Origin of the sequence: Cryptobacterium curtum DSM 15641 (genome assembly GCF_000023845.1) — a bacterium.
GTDB classification, from domain to species: domain Bacteria; phylum Actinomycetota; class Coriobacteriia; order Coriobacteriales; family Eggerthellaceae; genus Cryptobacterium; species Cryptobacterium curtum.
On sequence record NC_013170.1, the window covers coordinates 525,245 to 544,060 of the forward strand.

14 protein-coding genes and 1 tRNA gene are annotated in these 18,816 nt (G+C 48.9%); 10 read left to right on the forward strand and 5 right to left on the reverse strand.

Features of this window, described 5'->3' with window-relative positions; genetic code table 11:
* Positions 1 to 211: 211 nt before the first annotated feature.
* From msrAB to CCUR_RS02245, 7 genes are all read left to right on the forward strand, one after another.
* Positions 212 to 2,419 (forward strand): bifunctional peptide-methionine (S)-S-oxide reductase MsrA/peptide-methionine (R)-S-oxide reductase MsrB, encoded by a 2,208-nt coding sequence (gene msrAB / locus CCUR_RS07210; RefSeq protein WP_012802857.1) that lies wholly within the window; start codon positions 212 to 214, stop codon positions 2,417 to 2,419.
* Positions 2,420 to 2,636: 217 nt separating this feature from the next.
* The gene (locus CCUR_RS02220; RefSeq protein ID WP_217189879.1) at positions 2,637 to 3,167 is read left to right on the forward strand and encodes a GNAT family N-acetyltransferase; all 531 of its coding nucleotides are present in this window, start codon (positions 2,637 to 2,639) and stop codon (positions 3,165 to 3,167) included.
* 335 nt (positions 3,168 to 3,502) lie between these two features.
* Positions 3,503 to 4,294 (forward strand): class I SAM-dependent methyltransferase, encoded by a 792-nt coding sequence (locus CCUR_RS02225; protein WP_012802859.1) that lies wholly within the window; start codon positions 3,503 to 3,505, stop codon positions 4,292 to 4,294.
* A 4-nt stretch (positions 4,295 to 4,298) separates the two neighbouring features.
* Positions 4,299 to 5,255: an ABC transporter permease gene (locus tag CCUR_RS02230; protein WP_012802860.1), complete on the forward strand. Its 957-nt coding sequence runs from the start codon at positions 4,299 to 4,301 to the stop codon at positions 5,253 to 5,255.
* A complete protein-coding gene (locus CCUR_RS02235; protein ID WP_012802861.1) occupies positions 5,252 to 6,088 on the forward strand; it encodes an ABC transporter permease in 837 nt (278 codons plus the stop codon). Before CCUR_RS02230 ends, CCUR_RS02235 begins: the two co-directional genes overlap by 4 nt.
* Entirely contained in the window at positions 6,085 to 7,740 is a 1,656-nt protein-coding gene (locus CCUR_RS02240; RefSeq protein WP_012802862.1) for an ABC transporter substrate-binding protein, read from the forward strand. The genes CCUR_RS02235 and CCUR_RS02240 overlap by 4 nt, the downstream gene beginning before the upstream one ends.
* Before the next feature lie 18 nt (positions 7,741 to 7,758).
* Entirely contained in the window at positions 7,759 to 9,558 is a 1,800-nt protein-coding gene (locus CCUR_RS02245; RefSeq protein ID WP_169302062.1) for an ABC transporter ATP-binding protein, read from the forward strand.
* 155 nt (positions 9,559 to 9,713) lie between these two features.
* Here the strand turns inward: CCUR_RS02245 and CCUR_RS02250 are convergent, their stop codons facing one another.
* Together CCUR_RS02250 and CCUR_RS02255 are read right to left on the reverse strand one after the other, a co-directional pair.
* The gene (locus tag CCUR_RS02250; protein ID WP_012802864.1) at positions 9,714 to 9,935 is read right to left on the reverse strand and encodes an acyl carrier protein; all 222 of its coding nucleotides are present in this window, start codon (positions 9,933 to 9,935) and stop codon (positions 9,714 to 9,716) included.
* Positions 9,936 to 10,090: 155 nt separating this feature from the next.
* Entirely contained in the window at positions 10,091 to 11,053 is a 963-nt protein-coding gene (locus CCUR_RS02255; RefSeq protein ID WP_012802865.1) for a helix-turn-helix transcriptional regulator, read from the reverse strand.
* Between the two features lie 368 nt (positions 11,054 to 11,421).
* Between CCUR_RS02255 and CCUR_RS02260 the strand changes: the two genes are divergently transcribed.
* Positions 11,422 to 13,008 carry a YfcC family protein gene (locus tag CCUR_RS02260; protein WP_012802866.1) on the forward strand — a complete coding sequence of 529 codons (1,587 nt, stop codon included), beginning with the start codon at positions 11,422 to 11,424 and terminating at the stop codon, positions 13,006 to 13,008.
* A gap of 76 nt (positions 13,009 to 13,084) precedes the next feature.
* On the opposite strand, the gene CCUR_RS02265 is transcribed toward CCUR_RS02260, so the two are convergent.
* On the reverse strand, positions 13,085 to 13,588 hold the full coding sequence (locus CCUR_RS02265) for a hypothetical protein (RefSeq protein ID WP_012802867.1): 504 nt from the start codon (positions 13,586 to 13,588) through the stop codon (positions 13,085 to 13,087).
* Between the two features lie 171 nt (positions 13,589 to 13,759).
* Here CCUR_RS02265 and CCUR_RS02270 point away from each other — a divergent pair, with 171 nt between their 5' ends.
* The gene (locus CCUR_RS02270) at positions 13,760 to 16,717 is read left to right on the forward strand and encodes an insulinase family protein (protein ID WP_012802868.1); all 2,958 of its coding nucleotides are present in this window, start codon (positions 13,760 to 13,762) and stop codon (positions 16,715 to 16,717) included.
* Positions 16,718 to 16,871: 154 nt separating this feature from the next.
* Entirely contained in the window at positions 16,872 to 17,795 is a 924-nt protein-coding gene (gene mazG / locus CCUR_RS02275) for a nucleoside triphosphate pyrophosphohydrolase (protein ID WP_012802869.1), read from the forward strand.
* 107 nt (positions 17,796 to 17,902) lie between these two features.
* Here mazG and CCUR_RS02280 read toward each other — a convergent pair whose 3' ends face one another.
* Both CCUR_RS02280 and CCUR_RS02285 read right to left on the reverse strand, forming a co-directional pair.
* A complete protein-coding gene (locus CCUR_RS02280; RefSeq protein WP_012802870.1) occupies positions 17,903 to 18,535 on the reverse strand; it encodes a class I SAM-dependent methyltransferase in 633 nt (210 codons plus the stop codon).
* Between the two features lie 117 nt (positions 18,536 to 18,652).
* A tRNA-Ala gene (locus CCUR_RS02285) sits at positions 18,653 to 18,728 on the reverse strand.
* Between the last annotated feature and the right edge of the window lie 88 nt (positions 18,729 to 18,816).

The following is an 18,816-nucleotide window of genomic DNA, read 5'->3' on the forward strand; positions in this document are numbered from 1 at the left end:
ACGTGTAAATCCTGATAGATCGTTTATCGAGGGCAAGAAAAACCAAAGATTTCTTAATTTTTTGGTAGACTTATAGCAAAGAGGCAAACTGAAGCAGAGGCAGTATGGTCATGCTGATTCGCCACATTATTTGATGCGATCATACGAATCGATCGTACAAGTTTGATGGTGTCGTGCTTGGACCTAATAGTAGGTTTCGGAAGGGGGCCTCATGATCTCCATCGGCTACGTCTTTGCAGTGTTTTGTGCTGGTTTACTCTCTTTCTTTTCACCTTGCATTCTGCCTATTTTGCCCGTATATATTGCCTATCTTTCAGTTGATGCCACCTCTGAAAAGCTGTCGTTTGCGCGCAAACTTGCACGCACGCTCGCTTTTATCATTGGATTATCAGCAGCGTTTTTCCTGCTTGGGTTTGGGGCAGGCGCACTGGGTGGTGTGATCTCGTCACCGATATTTTCGATTGTCTGCGGTGTGGTGGTATTTATCTTCGGCCTTTATATGGCTGGATTGCTGAAGATTGCCCCTCTTATGCGCGAGCGGCGTTTTACGCTACCGAAGAGCATTGCAGGAAAGAAAAGTGTGGCGAGTGCCTTCTTGCTGGGGCTTATCTTTTCATTGGGCTGGACTCCTTGTGTTGGTCCAATTTTAGCTTCGATACTGGCGCTTGCCGCCGAACAAGGAACTGCCGCATCTGGTGGGTTCCTGTTGGCTATATATTCGCTTGGCTTGGCGATTCCCTTTTTGGTGCTTTCGTTAGGATCCGACTTTCTACTGAGTCGGGTACGTAATCTCAATCGCTATCTGCCAACCATTAAACTTGTTGGTGGCTTGGTACTTGCTGCATTGGGGTTATTCATGATTATTTCGCAGGCTTACACGCTGCAGACCGGCGCTTCCGCGTCTCGTTCGCTTACACCTGCGAGCACCACTGAGTCAGTCAAAGCAGCAGAAGACTTTACCTTGCCAGCGCTGGATGGCTCTACGGCAACCTTGTCGGATTACCGTGGCAGGCCAGTCTATACTAAGTTTTGGGCAAGCTGGTGTCCGACGTGCCTTGCGGGGCTCGATGACTTCGCTTCACTCGCAACCGACTACAATGAAGCTGGCAGCGCGCAGATATTGTCTGTGGTGGCCCCTGGGCAAAAGGGCGAAGTTGACGAAAGTTCGTTTTCTACCTGGGCTACGGGGCAAGATCTTACGTTTCCTATTCTGTTCGATAGCGATGGGGCACAGCTGAGCCACTTTGATATTCGGGCCTATCCCACCTCAGTATTTTTCGATGCTGAGGGGCGGGTCGTAAAGAAAGTCACCGGCGAGATGACTTCCGATGAAGTGCGCGCCGAAATCGATGCACTTATTGCTGGCAAGACAGGCGATACAACAACATCTGTTGTTGATGATGGAAAGGGAACTACGGTGCATATTGATACGAATAATCTGCATGATATCTATTTTGCAGGCGGCTGTTTCTGGGGTGTTGAAGAATACTTTTCGCGTATCCCTGGGGTATATGACGTTGTCAGTGGCTACGCAAATGGCACAACCGAAAATCCCACGTACCAACAGGTGTGTTCTGGTACAACGGGTCATACCGAAACGGTACATATTCGTTACGACCCATCTATTGTAAGTCTGCGTACTTTGGCCACGCAGCTGTTCAAAATTATTAATCCCTTAAGCCACAATCAACAAGGAAACGACCGGGGTACCCAGTATCGCACTGGTATGTACTACACCGATGAAGCCGATGCGTCGACGCTTTCATCGGTACTTGCCGAAGAACAAACAAAGTATAGCGATCCTATTGCGACGGAACTTAAGCCACTTGAGAACTTCTCTGAAGCCGAAGACTATCATCAGGATTACCTGAAAAAGAACCCCGGTGGGTACTGCCATATCGATTTCAGCAGCTTGGACGATGTACAGCTAGAAGCGGCGCAGTCATACGTTGACCCTTCTGAATACACGCGGCCGACCGATGAAGAAATCAAAGCAATGTTGACGGATGCTCAGTATCACGTGACGCAGCAGGAAGGTACCGATCCGGCATTTTCAGGGGAATATTTCAACACATTTGAAGCAGGCATTTACGTCGATATCGTGACGGGTGAACCGCTGTTTTCGTCTGAATCAAAGTACGCTTCTGGTTGTGGGTGGCCCAGTTTTACACAGCCTATCGACCCAGCTGTGATTGTTGAGCGCACCGATACGAGTCATGGCATGGTGCGTACTGAAGTGACTAGCCGTGTGGGCGCAAGCCATCTCGGTCATGTGTTTCCTGATGGTCCCTCTGATAAGGGGGGATTGCGGTATTGCATTGATAGTTCAGCGATTCGCTTTATTCCTTACGATCAGATGGATGCTGAAGGGTACGGCAAATTTAAAGATGCCTGTGCCTACGGTGGGGATAATAGCTAAATAACGTAAGGTGATATACTTTTGTATGACCACCTCGGGCGGGGGCATTTTGTGTTAGTGAACCCCTCGCCCGAGGGTTCCGCTATTTAGCTGGGATAGTGATTACTGTTTCTACTATTCTGGTTATTGGTCAGTGGGGTTGAGTGTGAAGCAAAATCGATCGTGGCGATTCTGTTGCCTTTTCGGTGCCAATGGATATGCTTGCGAAATGAAATAAATGGATCCGGTTTTCAGCGTTACTCTGGATTCGGGTTCGATAAAGGAGGATCCGATGGAGTGTGCGTTTAGATTTGCACAGCGAGAAGATACCGGCAAGCTCATTGCTTTCATTAAGGAATTCGCTGCATTCCAGAAAGTCGGCGAAACGGTGCGCGCCGATGAAGACCGCCTACGTACCTGGATGTTTGATCGGGGTATGGCTGAGGCAATCTTTGTCGAAGTTAACGGTAAAGACGTTGGATTTTGCCTATTCAATCATGGTTTTTCAGCGCTGCAAGGTAAGCCTTCTATCTATGTGGAATGTATCTATCTGTATCCGGAATTTCGCGGTAAAGGGCTTGGGTCAGCTCTGTTCCGTCATATCGCTTCCATTGCACGTGAACGCGATTGGGTGCGGGTGGAATGTGCAAGCCCCGACTGGAACGAGCGCAGCGGTGGCTTCTACAATTCACTGGGTGCTGAAGAAATGAATGGTTGGACAGTCTATCGCTTCTCTGGTGAAGCGCTTGAGAGCCTCGCTCATGAATAAGAATCTCAAGAATCTTACTCACGAATCTTAAAATGGGTTTCGGGTTTATCGCTTCGTATTGGCGACCATATTTTTCGCGCTATTGGCTTATTGCTTCCATGCCAATTAAATCTGCTATTTCAGCTGCGAAGACCTCTTATTATTACTCGCCCTGCATAGATTTGCACACATGGTAGGTAGAGCGGGTAGGGTGGTATTTGTATCGCGTGAGGGAAACACCTTGCTTTCGGCGGCAGATAGTGTTACGATTTAATCAAAAGGTGTTACTAGCGATCTTCTCAGAGGATTATACAGTCTAGGGGAGAGACGCGAGTCTGATTCTGAGGGTTAATTGTATGTGCGAATGCGTGACACTGCTTGACACTATTGATGCATATTGGGATGAGCGATCCTCTTCGTACAGTGAAACCATTCAGCGTGAATTAACAACAGAAATCTATCACCATTGGTGGTCGGTATTAGCTGATACAATCCCTGGTTTTGGTAAGCGCTCTTTGCGAGTGCTCGATATCGGATGCGGACCAGGGTTTTTCAGTATTCTCTGTGCGCAGGCGGGCTGTTCAGTTGATGCGCTCGACTGCAGTGTAAAGATGCTTGCTCACGCGCGCCAAAATCTTTTTCATGCTGGGCTCAATACTGCCGATAATGTGCAGGTGCGTTTTCATCAGGGAGATGCGCGTTTTCTGCCGTTTGACGATGGCGTCTTCGATGTTATCGTCACGAGAAATGTTACTTGGAATCTTGAAGATCCGCTGGGCGCTTATCGTGAATGGCAGCGCGTGCTTATCCCTGGCGGACGTCTTATTAACTTTGATGCGGGATGGTATTCCTATTTGTCGGATGTCGGCATCGAAGCGCAGCGAGTCATGGATCAGGCCGATGACCAACTACTCGACTTGCCAGCTGCTTGTCGGGCAACTGACGACCAGTGTACGCGCTGCGAGCGTATTGCAGCTAGGTTGCCGCTGACACGCGAATCTCGACCCGCATGGGACGATCGGACACTTCGTCAACTGAGATTTTCGCAGGTACAGGTTCATCGTAACATTCATAAGCGCGTGTGGACGCCAAATGAAGCCGCCTATTATGCTTCATCACCGCTTTTCATGATTGTTGGCGTGAAATAATTCTATGGCCGCGCTTGTCGTCAGACGTCTCTTGGCTCTTGGGGCGCTATTGGTAGGCATAAGCTTTATCAGTTTTTTACTTATGCATCTTTCGCCCAGTGATCCTGCTCTTATGATGTTGTCGGCTCAGGGGGTTGCTCCAACCCCCGACTTGCTTGAGCAGACACGACATGACATGGGACTCGATCAGCCTTTTTTTACGCAGTATATAAATTGGCTGCAGGGGATCTTTCAAGGCTATTGGGGCTATAGCTATGTTTATAGTGCTCCCGTAGCTGATGTGCTGCTGCAGCGATTACCCGTGACGCTTACGCTGTCGTTTGCTGCGCTGTTGTTGACTCTTGGTATAGCGCTTCCAGCGGGCGTGACTGCCGCCCTTCATCCGACAAAGCTCTCCGCCCTGCTTATTCGTCTGTTTGAACTCACGAGTCTTTCGATGCCAACCTTTTGGTTTGGTTTACTGCTGATATACCTGTTTGCCCTTACACTTGGCTGGTTTCCTGCGGTATCTGATGCGTCAAGCGCTGTAGGCTACCTTCTTCCGGTGGTGGCTTTGTCGTTTTCTTACGTTGGTCGCCTGATCGGGCAGATACGAGCCGATGTGACTGCGGAAGTTGCTAAGCCTTATGTTGAAGGACTTATCAGTCGTGGTATGGATACACACCGTATCATCTGGCGCCATGTACTGCGCAATGCATTGCTTCCTTCTCTTACGGTAGCGGGCTTAGCTTTAGGAGCTATGCTTTCGGGCTCTATTACTACCGAGATGGTATTTAATCTTCCGGGTTTGGGTCTTGCTTCCATTGAAGCCATTACTGCGCGCGATTACGCCCTTGTGCAGGGATATGTGCTTGTTAGTGCTTTGTTTTTCGTAATGGTGAATCTGTTTGTTGACATTATCTACCGCATCGCTGACCCACGTATTCGTCTTGAGCCATCTGAAAGGCGGGCTTTCAGATGAACAGAAAAACCTTTCAGATAAACGGAAGATCAGCGGTGTTCTTTGTTTCAGCAGCAGGGGTTGCAGCAGTTATCTTGCTGGCTTGTATTGCACCCTGGATTACTCCCTGTGATCCGCTTGCGACCGACTATGCCAATACACTCTGTCCGCCCATGCCAGGTCACTGGTTTGGATGCGATGTGATGGGACGTGATCTCTTGAGCCGCATTATCGTGGGCGCTCGCATTTCAGTGCTCATGGGTCTTGCCGCTGTGGCCTTACCTGCGATTGTCGGTATTGGGATAGGTTTTATAGCGGCATATATTGGTGGCTGGGTTGATACGCTTCTCATGCGTGTTGCTGATTTGTTTCAGTCGTTCCCTGAATTTATTTTAGGCGTGGCAATTGTGGGAGTGTTGGGTCCAAGTATGTTAAATGCCTTTATTGCCATTATCGCGGTCACGTGGATTCGTTATGCACGACAGACCCGGTCACTGGTTATTGGCATTGTGCATGCCCCATTTATCGAAACAGCGCGCCTTAATGGCTGCAATGCTTGGCAGATAGCTGTGCGGCATATACTTCCCGCCATGCTTCCCCAAACGATAGCCATGGCAGTGCTCGATATAGGGCCTGTTATGCTATTGCTTGCTGCTTTTTCCTTCCTTGGTCTAGGAGTGCAGCCACCGACGCCCGAATGGGGCGCTCTGTTAAATGACGGTCGTTTCTACTTTTCAAGCGCACCGTACCTGATGCTTTTTCCGGGTGTAGCCATATTTGTCACAGTACTTGTTTTCAATATATTGGGTACGAGTTTCAGTCGCATTATCAACAATAAGGAGAATCGCCTATGAACGCATCTGATGAGCAAACGTTCGAGCAGGGAACTTCTTGCCACACGCTTACAAAAAAATCTAGACAAGCGGTTTCTCGCCGTGCCTTTGCTAAAGGGCTTATTATCGGTGGGGCTGCCTGTGCAGTAGGAATAAGTGCTGTTGGTTGTGGGGGATCACCAGACACCTTAGGTGTGCGCGATGGCGGGAAGAGTAGTGTACATGACGGATCTGAACCGCCTGCTTCGTTGACCATCCTCTATAACGATGCACCCAACAGTTTTGATCCGGTAAATAAATGGGATGGTTGGTATACGGTCTGCCGCGGCCTGACTGAGACTCTTGTTGCCTTTGATACCGATATGTCATTGCGCCCTTGTTTGGCGGTCGACTGGACAAATATCGATGAACTAACCTGGCAGTTTACGATTCGCGAGGGAGTTTTCTTTCAGAGTGGTCGACAGATGGATCCTCAGGCGGTAAAGGAGTCACTTGAGCGTTCTATCGAACGCGCGCCGCGTGCTGCCAAGAAAGTTCGTATCGATTCTATTGATGTCGATGAAAACACGATTGTCCTTCATACGACCGAGCCGGTTTCAACCCTGCCGGGGGAGTTAGCAGAGCCAGTATTTTCCATTGTTGATGTCGAGGTGGTCGATACCGCACCGACTCATGCGGGGACAGGGCCGTACGAGGGTGATGATGTTTCAAGCACCGAGAGTTTCACCTTGCGTGCCTACAAAGGGTATTGGGGAGGAACCGCGACCGTAGCGGCTCTAACGTGTCGTCGCGCAGCTGATGCGAATACACGTGCGATTGCTTTACGCTCTCATGACGCTGACATATCTTCAAGTTTATTGGCAAGCGATCTTAAAACCTTCGAGAACGATCCTACGTTTACGACACTGACAAGTGAAAGCGTACGCAGTGTCTTTGTGATCTGTAATTTACGTAATTCTCTTTTAGCTGATCGTGTGATACGCGAAGCGCTGAGTAAGGCTACCGATCGTGAAACACTAGGTAATCTTTTACTGGGTGGCAATATTCGTCCGAATGGTCTGCCATTCCCGTCGTATCTGTCTTACAGTCGCGCTGTGTCTGATGTTGCCCAAACATTTGATCTTTCTTCTGCCGCTACGCTGCTGGATAGTGCTGGCTATCTTGATACTGATGGCGATGGAATCCGCGAAAAGGATGGACAGAGACTTTCTTTTTCGTTGGCATACTATTCGTCACGGCCCGAATTCTTGCAGCTTGCGCCAGCCTTGCAGGATGCCTATCGACAGATTGGTATCGAGATCATCTTACAGCTCTACGAAAACATCGACACGGTGTACTACAACGCTGATTTTGACTTGATGTTGTACAACACGACAACGGTTGGCAATGGGGATCCAAGCTATTTTCTGACGCTTTATTTTGCGAGCGATGGATCGGAAAACGCAGGTGGTTATGCGAACGATGAAGTCGATACACTCGTAGAGAAGATGCGCGGTGAATTCAACCAAGAAACGCGATTTGAGCTCGCCGCACAAGCGACTCGCCTTATTATGGCGGACTGCCCAAACATATTCATTGGTTCATCAGTTATGAACGCGGTCTGTATCTCAGACGTTACGGGCTATTCTTTGTACCCTGTGGAGTATTACGGCGTAACGAACAAACTTTGGTAAGAAATGGCGCATGACGTTATGGCAGGCTCGACTACTCACACAACGGAAGGTGCCTTACGAGAAAGTTCTCCCGTTCTCTCTGTATACGATTTGCACGTAGCGTATCCCGATTGTGAAAAAGAAGCGGTTGGCGGTGTGTCTTTCGATCTGGCAGCGGGGGAATTGCTTGGCATTGTGGGTGAAAGTGGTGCGGGGAAATCGACGCTTCTGCGGGCATTACAGTGTCTGCTTCCCAGTGCCAAGGTGAATGGTCGCATTCTTTTATGTGAGCGGGATCTTTTAACTCTTTCAGAAGAAGATATGCGCTCTCTTCGGGGCCGACAGTTAGCTATTATTTATCAGAATCCTGCTTCGCGATTTGACCCCACAATGCGTATTGGTATTCAGTTGGCGGAATCGATTCGCCTGAAAGAAGGTTGTTCTCGTCAAATTGCGCGTAAGGCAGCTCGTGACCTCTTACAAGAATTTGGATTTTCCAATGTCGGGCATGTATTTGATGCATACCCGTTTGAACTTTCTGGTGGTCAACTGCAACGCGCGGCGATTGCTCTGGCGCTTGCATTTGCCCCGCAGGTTTTGCTGGCTGACGAACCAACAAGCGCCCTTGACACGCTGTCTCGCCGTACGACGATTGACTTTCTAATGCAGCAAGCAAAGGCTCATGGAACCGCGTTAGTGCTGGTCTCACATGATATATCGCTGGTAGCTCACACTTGTGATCGTATGGCTGTGATGCAGCAGGGTACGTTTGTTGAATATGGCAATACGACGCATCTGTTGCGTTATCCGAGTACCGCACTTACTCGCGCGCTGATCGCAGCTACTCCACGCTTAGATGGCAATCAAAAATCACGCTTTTTCGCGAATACGGTGTCTGCTGTCAATGGATTGTCTGTTGCTGACAAACTATCCGCTACCGATGATCTATCCGTTGCAAGTAACCTACCTACTATCAGTGATCTCTCTATCACAAATGATCTGTCGCTTGATGCCGATGAACTGCCTCCTACGGGAAAATTTTCTGTTGCAGATGAACTTCTTGTTACTGACGAACTCCTTCGTTTTGAAAAGGTATCTCAGCGCTGGCGCCATGGCAGTGATTTTGTGATGGCGGTTTCCTCCTTTAATTTGACGCTACATGAAGGAGAGTCGGTCGCGCTTGTTGGAGAAAGTGGGGCGGGGAAGAGCAGTGTCGCGCGCATAGGAGCACTTCTTGACCGTCCGTATGCTGGTCAGGTGTTCTGGCATGGACGCTCAGTTTCCAACTTATCTGCCAGTGCGCTGCGTGCACTTCGACCGCAGATACAATTTGTTGCGCAAGATCCCGTGCTGGCATTCGATAGGCATCTGACAGTTGAGCGTTTATTGGCTGAACCAGTGCGAAACTTCAAGGTCTGTCCTGCTAATAAAAGGATTCAGCATATTCACACTTTGCTTGAAGAGGTTTCGCTTTCACCGGACGTACTTAATAAACGTCCGTTTGAACTTTCTGGCGGTCAGTTGCAGCGGGTGGCTATCGCGCGGGCTCTCGCCTCGTCACCGGCGCTCTTAATACTTGATGAAGCGACAAGTTCACTCGATACCATCGTGCAGGATCAAATACTCTGCTTGCTTGAAGACATTCAGGCTCGACAGGGGATAACGTACCTGTTTGTACATCACGATTTGGCGGTGGCACAGCGTTTGTGTAATCGTATTATTGTGATGCGGGATGGAAATGTAGAAGCCCGCCTTGCAGCGCGGGATTTAGGTGAAGGGGTAGAAGGCTTTACAGGCGAACTCGTGCGTGCCCGCTTTTCCTTGGGGGTAGAAGAGTAAAGAAGGGCTATCCGACTACTGTGTACGATAGGCGTGTCACTATGAAAACGACTTCGAAATAACTTAAGCCCAATACAAGCATTACTGTCTATCGGGGTTCTTTGCATGAAAAAGCGGCTCCAAGAGAGCCGCTTTTCAAAATTTTTTCCAGGTATTTAGTTTAGACCATCGATGTATTCAACGAGGTCACCGATGGTTTCAAGACCTTCAGGCTCGCCCATATCTACATCGCAGCGCTCTTCAAGATCGCAGGTAAGCTCGACCATATCGAGCGAATCGATATTGAGCGATTCGAACGTGGAGTCTTCAGTGACTGTTTCAGGGTCGATGTCTAAATTTTCGCTCAGGATATCTTTAACGGTATCGATGGTTGCCATCTGGTTCGTTCCTTTCTCGGTGGTTTAGGTGCGCTTATTCTAACAGAGCGCGCATCGCACGGGCCATCCTGCACGTATGTCACATTTTCGCAGATGGAGAATAATTTTTTGGTATCCAGTAACTCCAAGCAGCATTTAATTGTTTCAAATAACGCCTAATCACTCCAGAAGTTCTTGGCAAGCGTTTTTCTGTCAGGCTGTCCTGTCTTCTTCAGGATATTATGTACATGAACTTTTACCGTACTTAAAGCCAGTTGCATCACACTTGCAATGTTCTGGTTATCTTTACCCATGATAATAAGGCGCAACACTTCGCTTTCACGTTTTGAAAGGCCATGGTTTTTACAGTAGAGCGGCAGTATACGATCGATGGACTCAGCCATTGTTGCATCGTCGCGCTGAGGAGGTGCTTCGTAGCGCAGTTGAAGCGTCTGCTGGATATTGCGCAGTGCCACTACGCCAAAACAGATGAATAGCATGTTTTCCATGGGGTTACGCTCTGCGAAGAACCACATGTTGTCTGGGGCTCCCGATGCATCAAATAACAACTGGAAGTAAACGTTTTCAAGAATGATGCCGATCGTTAGCACGAGGGCGATAAAAAATGCGCGGCGGTGGCGACCGAGTAAGGCATGTACCGATTCGTCCTTGGTGGTTATGTAGCGGTGTGCAAGGAATGCGTATGAGAAAAATAACAGCAGTTCACGCTGTAGATAGAACATGAATTCACGCCACTGGAGATCGGTGATAGCTACAAACAAAAGCGAGCTTGAGATTGTCCATACGATAATGGGTACATACAGCACTGGTTTGCGTTTTTCACCAATGTAGTAGCAGATGGCCATCCAGAGAAAGAGAAAGGTACCTAACCCGGTAATGATGGTTGCAAGGGGATTGCCCACTTCCCAGAATGTTTCTGCCTTAAATACAGCGTCGGGAGTTACAAAATCATCTTTGAAGACAAGCGATACATCGAAGAAGTAAAAGATAAATCCGATTGCAATAAACAGAAACGACCGTCGCCGCGAAACAAAGTAGGCTGAAAAACTTGTTGCCGCAACAATCGTATAGAACAGCATGATGATGAGGGTGTAATAAAACAGAACCGTATACATCATTGCTTTGAGTGCCTTCTTCCTCCCAAATGATATGTATATCCGACGAGTGGTTTATGCGAAAGTGTACGCTAAATCGTTCTTATTTGAAGACCCTATGAATCATAAGCTATCTACCTGCGGTTTAAGGGAGAACTAATTTTGTAGAAAATATGGTATGCACTAAATACATCTTCAGCGCAACTCGTTTAGCACCCGTTTATATCTCCTACACCCACTCCGCGCTTACTAAAATTTATTCTATCAAGGTGCGCGGGGGTGCGCACCAACGCTTGGATGCCCGGATACGCTTTTCTTAAAGCAGGCGCGAAGGGGCGCGCGGCAGACAGTAAGGCGCAAAACGGCCATCCTCGGACAAACAAGGAGGAATCGTGGCTGAAGCTACCGCTACTGCGGCCCCTCTGGCCGCCGAAGGCTCTCCAAAGAAGGAAAAGAAAAAGTTTACTTTCCCTTCGGCCTTCACCATTCTGTTCATCGTGACGATTCTTGCCGTCGTGTGCACGTGGTTCGTGCCGGCTGGCCAGTATTCGAAGCTCATGTACGATGCAGGCAGTGGCAGCCTGCAGATAACCTCACCAACTGGGGAGGTTACTACGGTCGAAGCAACCCAGGAATCACTTGATGCCATGGGTGTAAAAATCGACATTAGTCAATTTACTGGTGGCGCCATTACCAAAGCCGTTTCTATTCCAGGAACGTACGAAAGCTTGCCGCAGCATCCCGTTAGCGTTACCGAGATTCCCTTCGCCATGGTTACTGGTGTTATCGAGGGTATCGACGTTATGGTATTCATCCTGTGCTTGGGTGGCTTGATTGGCGTCGTTAAAGCGACGGGCGCGTTTGAATCGGGGCTTTCCGCTCTCACAAAAAAGACAGTTGGACGCGAGTTTCTGCTGGTCTTTGGCGTGTCCTGTTTCATGATCTTTGGCGGTACCATGTGCGGTATAGAAGAAGAAGCGGTTGCCTTCTATCCCATACTTGCCCCGGTGTTCATAGCTTTGGGCTACGACTCCATCGTGACGGTTGGCGCCATCTTCATGGCGAGTTCCGTAGGTACTACCTTCTCAACGGTTAACCCCTTTAGCGCCGTTATTGCCTCTAACGCAGCTGGTACTGTGTTTACTGAGGGCATGGGTATTCGCCTATTTGGCCTTATTGTTGCTTCGATTGTGTACCTGCTGTATCTGCGCTGGTACGCAAACAAAGTTAAGAATAACCCCGAGTTTAGCTATTCCTACGAGGATCGTGAAGAATTTAAGGCCATGTGGGACATGGAGGAAGCTGATGGCGAAAAACACGAGTTCACTATCCGTAAAAAGATCGTTCTCGTTATTTTCGTGTTTGCCTTTATCCTAATGATTATTGGTGTCATGCGTCTTGGTTGGTGGTTCCCACAGATGGCTGCTGAATTCGTGACGCTATCCATTTTGGTTATGTTTATTGGTGGATGGGGAAAGAAGGGCATCGGCGAAGCAAAGATGGTCGATGCGTTCTCGCAGGGCGCCTCAAGCCTTGTGCCGGTTGCCCTTATCATCGGCCTGGCGCGTGGTGTTAACTATGTGCTTAATCAAGGCCTGATTAGCGACACGATGCTGTACACTGCTTCTAATATGGTTGTGGGCATGAGTGGCCCGCTGTTCATTATATGCCTTGTACTTATCTTCTTCGTGCTTGGCTTTGTGGTGCCTTCGTCCAGTGGTCTGGCTGTACTGTCTATGCCTATTTTTGCACCGCTAGCTGATACCGTGGGTATTCCTCGTTGGATCATTGTTGGTGCGTATCAGTTTGGTCAGTACGCAATGCTCTACATTGCCCCGACCGGGCTGGTTATGGCAACTTTGCAGATGCTGAATATGAAGATGTCGCACTGGTTCAAGTTTGTCTGGCCGATGATGGTGTTTACTCTGGTGTTCGGCAGCGCAATGCTTGCGATTTGTACCGTAGTGTTCCACGTTTAAAAGGTAAAGGACAAAACTATAAGAAAGGTGTCCTTCATGGGCGCCTTTCTTATCTTATGCACGGCACCTGCCGTTCTTATGCACGCGAGCTATTCAGTGGGTTCTTCGACAAGGGGGTACCTTTTTTATCGGTAGCTTTGCCTGCTTTATTACCTTTTGCTGTAGTGGATCGTTTCCGTTTGGCTGGCTCTTCCTCAGCAGGGGCAACGTTATTTTTAAATTCTGCCCAGGTGGTCTTCTTAGTTTTCGCGATTTTCTTGAGTTCGTCGTTCCAGCGTTTTGTGGCTTCTGCCGCTGGTAAAGTGGTCTTAAAGGCATGTGCGAAAAGCGCACGCTCGGGACGATTCAATCCTGGTACGACAACAAGTAAGGAAATCGTCGGATAACCCATGCGATCGCAATAGGCGCACAGGATGTTTAAGTCGTCTAGATAACTGCGCTTCCAGCTGCTCGCGCCAAGCTCATGCGCTAGCTCTCCTTCATCAATAAGCAGGCTTTCTGCCCCTTCTTCACGACGAGCTGCCACCCAATCGATAAGAACGGTAGCTATCTGTTTTTGGGAATCCGTTAGGGTTTCCATGGCACCTCTTTCCACGTGGTGTTTGCCTTATGGTACCGCAAAGGACTAACTGGAGAAACACACGGGTAACAGCCAATTTGCAAGCAGCTTCTCTGCGATAGAATATGCCTCGGTAAAAATCTTGCACCATGAGCGTTTTCCCAGTGGGGTATTTGAATCAAGGAGATCGGTATGATCGAAGTTAATAGTCGTCTCCATGGCTTTCGGGTGGATTCTGAAGAGGAACTTCCCGAGATTGATGGTCGCGCGTACACGATGTTTCATGAAGCGTCAGGTGCGCGTTTGTTGTATCTGAAAAACGATGATGACAACAAGGCATTTTCTATCACGTTTAAGACGCCACCGGCCGATGATACGGGTGTCTTTCATATTCTGGAACATTCCGTGCTGTGTGGATCGGACCGATTTCCGGTAAAGGAACCGTTCGTGAATCTCTTGAAAACGTCGATGCAGACGTTTTTGAATGCGTTGACCTTTCCGGATAAAACAATGTATCCGGTGGCCAGTACAAATGAACAAGACCTGCTTAACTTGGTTGATGTGTATCTTGATGCCGTACTCAACCCGGCTATCTATCACGACAAGACTATTTTTCAGCAAGAAGGTTGGCATCTTGAGATCGATACCCCTGATGCCGCTACATCCAGTACTGTTAAGGCAGCAGACGCAAACAACAATCGCTTGAGCCTGCGGTACAACGGTGTTGTCTATAACGAGATGACTGGCGCGTTTGCTGATCCGGAAAGCGTGCTGTACCATGCGATGCTGCGGGCACTGTTTCCTGACAGTTGTTATGCCTTTGAAAGTGGTGGACATCCGCGTGCTATTCCCGATCTGACGTACGAATCGTATCTCGATACCCATGCGCGGCATTACCGCCTTGATAATGCCTACATCGTGCTCTATGGCAACCTTGACATCGATCGCATGCTTGCTTTTCTTGATGAACGTCATCTATCCCGTGCTCAGGTGCGCTCACGTACCGCACCGAATCCTGTTGGGTCGTTTGCGCCGCGTCGTGCTGTGCACGAGGTCGAATATATGGATACCGCGCCCGAGAACGCCTGTGTTGGACTGGCCTATGTGGTGGGGGATGCAAACGACTTTGAGCGAACCCTTGCGGTTGATGTACTGCTTGATGCGCTGGCAGGGGGTAACGAATCGCCCATCAAGCGAGCCGTGCTTGATGCCGGTTTGGGTGGCGACTTTGCTGCTTATATGATGGATGCTCAAGCACGTCCTGCGGTACTCTTTACCTTGCGTAATGCCAAAGAAGGGGTGGCCGATAAACTGCGGCAGGTAGTGGAATCGGAAGTAAAACAGCTCGTATCCGAAGGTATTCCGCGCGATATTCTTGAGGCATCTCTGTCACAACTTTCATTTGCGCTGCGCGAACGCGATCGCGGTATAGCCGATGGTGTGTACCTTTCCATGAGTGCTCTTTCGGGTTGGTTATACAGTGAAGATGCTGCCACAACGTATCTGCATTACGAAGAGCCGCTTGCTCGCATGCGCGCTGGACTTACTACGGACTATTTCGAAGAGGTACTGCGTAGCCTTATTTTAAAGAGCGATCATATGACTCTTGTTGACTTGCAGGCACGTTCGCGGACGGGTCTCAGCGATATTCAAAAACGCCTTGACCAACTTGCGGAGAATTTAACCGAAGCGGATATTCATACTATCGAACAAACAGTAACGGATTTGCGTGCACGGCAGGAAGCCCCTGATACTCCTGAAGATTTAGCGACTCTGCCGCACCTTGGGGTGGCTGATATTGGCGCTGCTCCATATGAGACACCACTTGCTGTTTTGGATAACAGGCCGATCAGTTGTCTCTATCATGATTTACCGACGCGCAACATCGACTACGTGAACTACAGTTTTAATATGGGCTGCCTTACCTGGGAAGACCTTCCGTATGCTTCATTGTTAACGTCGCTTTTTGGGAGCCTTGCAACCGCGGAACGTTCAGCTGCTGACATAGATGTGCTGTCTCGCCAGCATTTGGGCGCCCTGCGTTTCAAGATCGATACCGATGTCGAAGCGGAAGATACCAGCAAAGTAGCATGTCGTTTTACGATTTCTGTGGCGACATTGGCCGAAGAGCGACCCTTTGCGATATCGATTCCCCGTGAAGTATGGGAGTCAACGTGCTTTGATGATGCCCAGCGCATACGCGATATTCTTATACAACGACGCATTGGTATGGAGCAATCGTTTGCAAACGAAGGACACACCCGTGCTGCTGATCGTGTTGCATCGTATCTGTTCCCTTCAGGCGTGTTGCTTGAACAGATCTATGGCGTTGACTTCTATTTCTTTCTGAAAGATTTGATCGATCACTTTGATGAGCGCTTCGAGGATTTAATAGCGCGTCTTGATGGAGTGCGCCATCGCTTGTTTGTGCGTGAAGGATGCACGGTGAGCTTTACCGGCGACCGTGAAGAACTTGATGCGTTTTGGAATGAAGCGGGCGATTTAGGATTGCCATGTGCACAAGCAGGGGAGCCGAATGTCCTTTTGATTCCCGCACCACAGGTGAAACGCGAAGCCTTTGTGGTGCCATCCGATGTTTGCTTTGTGGCGAAAGGCGCCGATGTCTCTGCATTTGGAACCTATGATGGCAAGTGGGGTGTACTTGCAAATGTTCTCTCGCTTGATTACCTATGGAACGAAGTGCGTGTCAAGGGCGGCGCGTATGGCGTTGGATTCCGTCGTACACCGATGGGCTACGCGCGTTACACGTCGTTTCGCGATCCGCATGTAGACGAGACACTCAGCCGATATGATGTGGCAGGCCAATGGCTTGCTTCCTTCAGCCCAGACACAACAGAAATGGAAGGGTACATTGTGAGCACGGTTGCTTCGCATGACGCGCCAGTCAAGCCTTGGGTTATTGCCAGGCGACAGGACAGTGCCTATTTTTCCCATTACCCGGCAAACTGGCGCGAACAGTTGCGCGATCAGGTTTTGGCAACGACGCCCGAAATGCTTCGTTCATGCGCACTATCCCTGGAGGCGATTGCTGCATCGGATGCTGTTTGCGCGTTTGGCAGTAAGGCGCTTCTTGAAGGGGCGCGTGCAGGAACCTTCGATACGGTTGTTACGCTGCTTGAAAACCAGTAGTTTGTATCAGGAGCAAGGATCTATACGGGCTGAAACTTGTTCTGGTTAACCTGTCCTATCGGAATAGGATATGGCATTCAGGTTGATATAGGAAGTGAAATCCATACGAGACTGTATGGTGGTCGGTGGTGCTGGTAGCAGATAAAGGGGATGTATGAAATTGTCAGATGAAACCGCGCAATACCACAAGGTTCCTAATCCTCAGACAGCAACAGATCACCCTGCCTTTAATGCTTTTGTCGAAACAATAGCCATTCTGCGTGCCCCCAATGGTTGTCCGTGGGATGTAAAGCAGACGCACGAATCTATTGCTAAGAATATGCTCGAAGAAGCCTTTGAAGCGGTGGCGGCCATTGAAGAAGCGGATCGAGATCATCTGATTGAAGAATTAGGCGATGTACTTCTACAAGTGGTACTGCAGGCTCAGATAGCCGCTGATGCAGGTGAGTTTACGATTGATGATGTAGCACAGGCAGTGAACGAAAAAATTATTCGACGGCATCCGCATGTGTTTGGGGCCGAAGCGGCTCTCAGTGTAGCGGGAATCGATATTGCGTCGGTTAAGGACGCCGATGATGTTGCTGGGTTGTGGGATGTCGTTAAAGCGCACGAGCGAGTGCTGAAGGATGCCGCACGGGCAGAAAAGTTGCGTGCGCAAGGGATTAATGCGGATGTTCCGCGTGGTCTACTTGAAGATGTCCCCGCTGCTCAACCCGCGCTTATGCAAGCACAAGACATCTCACGAAAAGCAGTCGGTTGTGGTTTCGATTGGGAAGATGTCGAAGGCGTTTGGGATCAGGTGCGCGAGGAAATAGACGAATTCAAGGCAGCTCCATCTCGTTCGCGTGAAGCTGAAGAAGAGTTCGGCGATATTTTATTTTCTCTCGTCAATGTTGCCCGCAAAGAACATCTTGATGCCGAGACATGTCTGCGTCGTTCCTGTGATAAGTTTCGTCGTCGCTGGGCTGCTATGGAAGCGCAAGCTTACGCCATGGGGCGACGCATCGATAGTTTTTCGCCTGATGAATTGGAAGAACTCTGGCAACAGGCAAAATGCACACTATCATCAGGCGCATGATATACGAATGTTGTCGCTGGGCTGCTATGGAAGAGCAGATTTACACCATGGGGTGCCGCGTTGATAGTTTTTCGCCTGTCTATCAATGTTCTTCTGGAGCTTTTGGTTTACTGAGACTTTTCCTCATCTGGTTGTTTTCCAAGAAGTTTTGAAGTGCACTCGACATAGCATATGGACAATCTAGCTGTAATGCTTTCGGTGAACTCTATCTTCCACCCTTGTGATTCAAGATAGTGAAGATAGGTTTCTTTTGTCCATCGGTGTTCAAAACCTATTCCGACCATCTTAAGAATAGATGTCCAGAGTGCACCAATCTTGGCGTGGTTGACGAAGTTTGGAGCAATCAATAATCCGTCATTCTTCAAGACGCGTCTGATTTCTTGTAAAGCCTTGTCGGGCTTCTTCATGATATGAAGTGCGTTGGCAATGATAACGACATCGAAAGCACGGGCTGCATAAGGAAGATGGGTTGCGTCTGCAACTTCAAAGATAAGGTTTTCTGGATGTGTACCTTTTTGTGCTTCTTTGATCATGCTAGCAGAATAGTCTGTAGCGGTAACGGTTTTTGCCGCAGAAGCAATATGTTTTGCCAGAAGTCCCGGTCCTGTCGCAATCTCAAGAACTGTTTTGTCTACTACGACGTGCGAGATGTGGTCATACATCCACTGGTATGCCTTTTTATCAGGGATCATAGCGCGCTGGTAGAAAGGGGCATACCAGTCCCAAATGGTCTTTTTCATGATAATAGACTCTCCATTCAGATACAGTAAGGGGTAAAAGGAAGACATTTTCTTTGGCGTGTAGAGAGGTTAAAAGACTAAACGAAAGGGCCTAGACGAATCTAGACCCTGAAAATTTGGTGGAGCATAGGGGGATCGAACCCCTGACCTCATGGCTGCCAGCCATGCGCTCTCCCAGCTGAGCTAATGCCCCATAAAGCGTTGAATATCTTAGCAGACATCACAAGAGGGTCAAGCAATAATTCTGGTAAAGTGAAGTACCAGATGCGCACCAAGGAGAG

Coding starts and splice junctions, on each gene's coding strand:
- CCUR_RS02280 (WP_012802870.1), bottom strand. CDS start 18,535: ATGAAAAAGACCATTTGGGACTGGTATGCCCCTTTCTACCAGCGCGCT.
- CCUR_RS02245 (WP_169302062.1), top strand. CDS start 7,759: ATGGCAGGCTCGACTACTCACACAACGGAAGGTGCCTTACGAGAAAGT.
- CCUR_RS02250 (WP_012802864.1), bottom strand. CDS start 9,935: ATGGCAACCATCGATACCGTTAAAGATATCCTGAGCGAAAATTTAGAC.
- CCUR_RS02265 (WP_012802867.1), bottom strand. CDS start 13,588: ATGGAAACCCTAACGGATTCCCAAAAACAGATAGCTACCGTTCTTATC.
- CCUR_RS02230 (WP_012802860.1), top strand. CDS start 4,299: ATGGCCGCGCTTGTCGTCAGACGTCTCTTGGCTCTTGGGGCGCTATTG.
- CCUR_RS02240 (WP_012802862.1), top strand. CDS start 6,085: ATGAACGCATCTGATGAGCAAACGTTCGAGCAGGGAACTTCTTGCCAC.
- CCUR_RS02255 (WP_012802865.1), bottom strand. CDS start 11,053: ATGATGTATACGGTTCTGTTTTATTACACCCTCATCATCATGCTGTTC.
- CCUR_RS02220 (WP_217189879.1), top strand. CDS start 2,637: ATGGATCCGGTTTTCAGCGTTACTCTGGATTCGGGTTCGATAAAGGAG.
- mazG (WP_012802869.1), top strand. CDS start 16,872: ATGAAATTGTCAGATGAAACCGCGCAATACCACAAGGTTCCTAATCCT.
- CCUR_RS02270 (WP_012802868.1), top strand. CDS start 13,760: ATGATCGAAGTTAATAGTCGTCTCCATGGCTTTCGGGTGGATTCTGAA.
- msrAB (WP_012802857.1), top strand. CDS start 212: ATGATCTCCATCGGCTACGTCTTTGCAGTGTTTTGTGCTGGTTTACTC.
- CCUR_RS02225 (WP_012802859.1), top strand. CDS start 3,503: ATGTGCGAATGCGTGACACTGCTTGACACTATTGATGCATATTGGGAT.
- CCUR_RS02235 (WP_012802861.1), top strand. CDS start 5,252: ATGAACAGAAAAACCTTTCAGATAAACGGAAGATCAGCGGTGTTCTTT.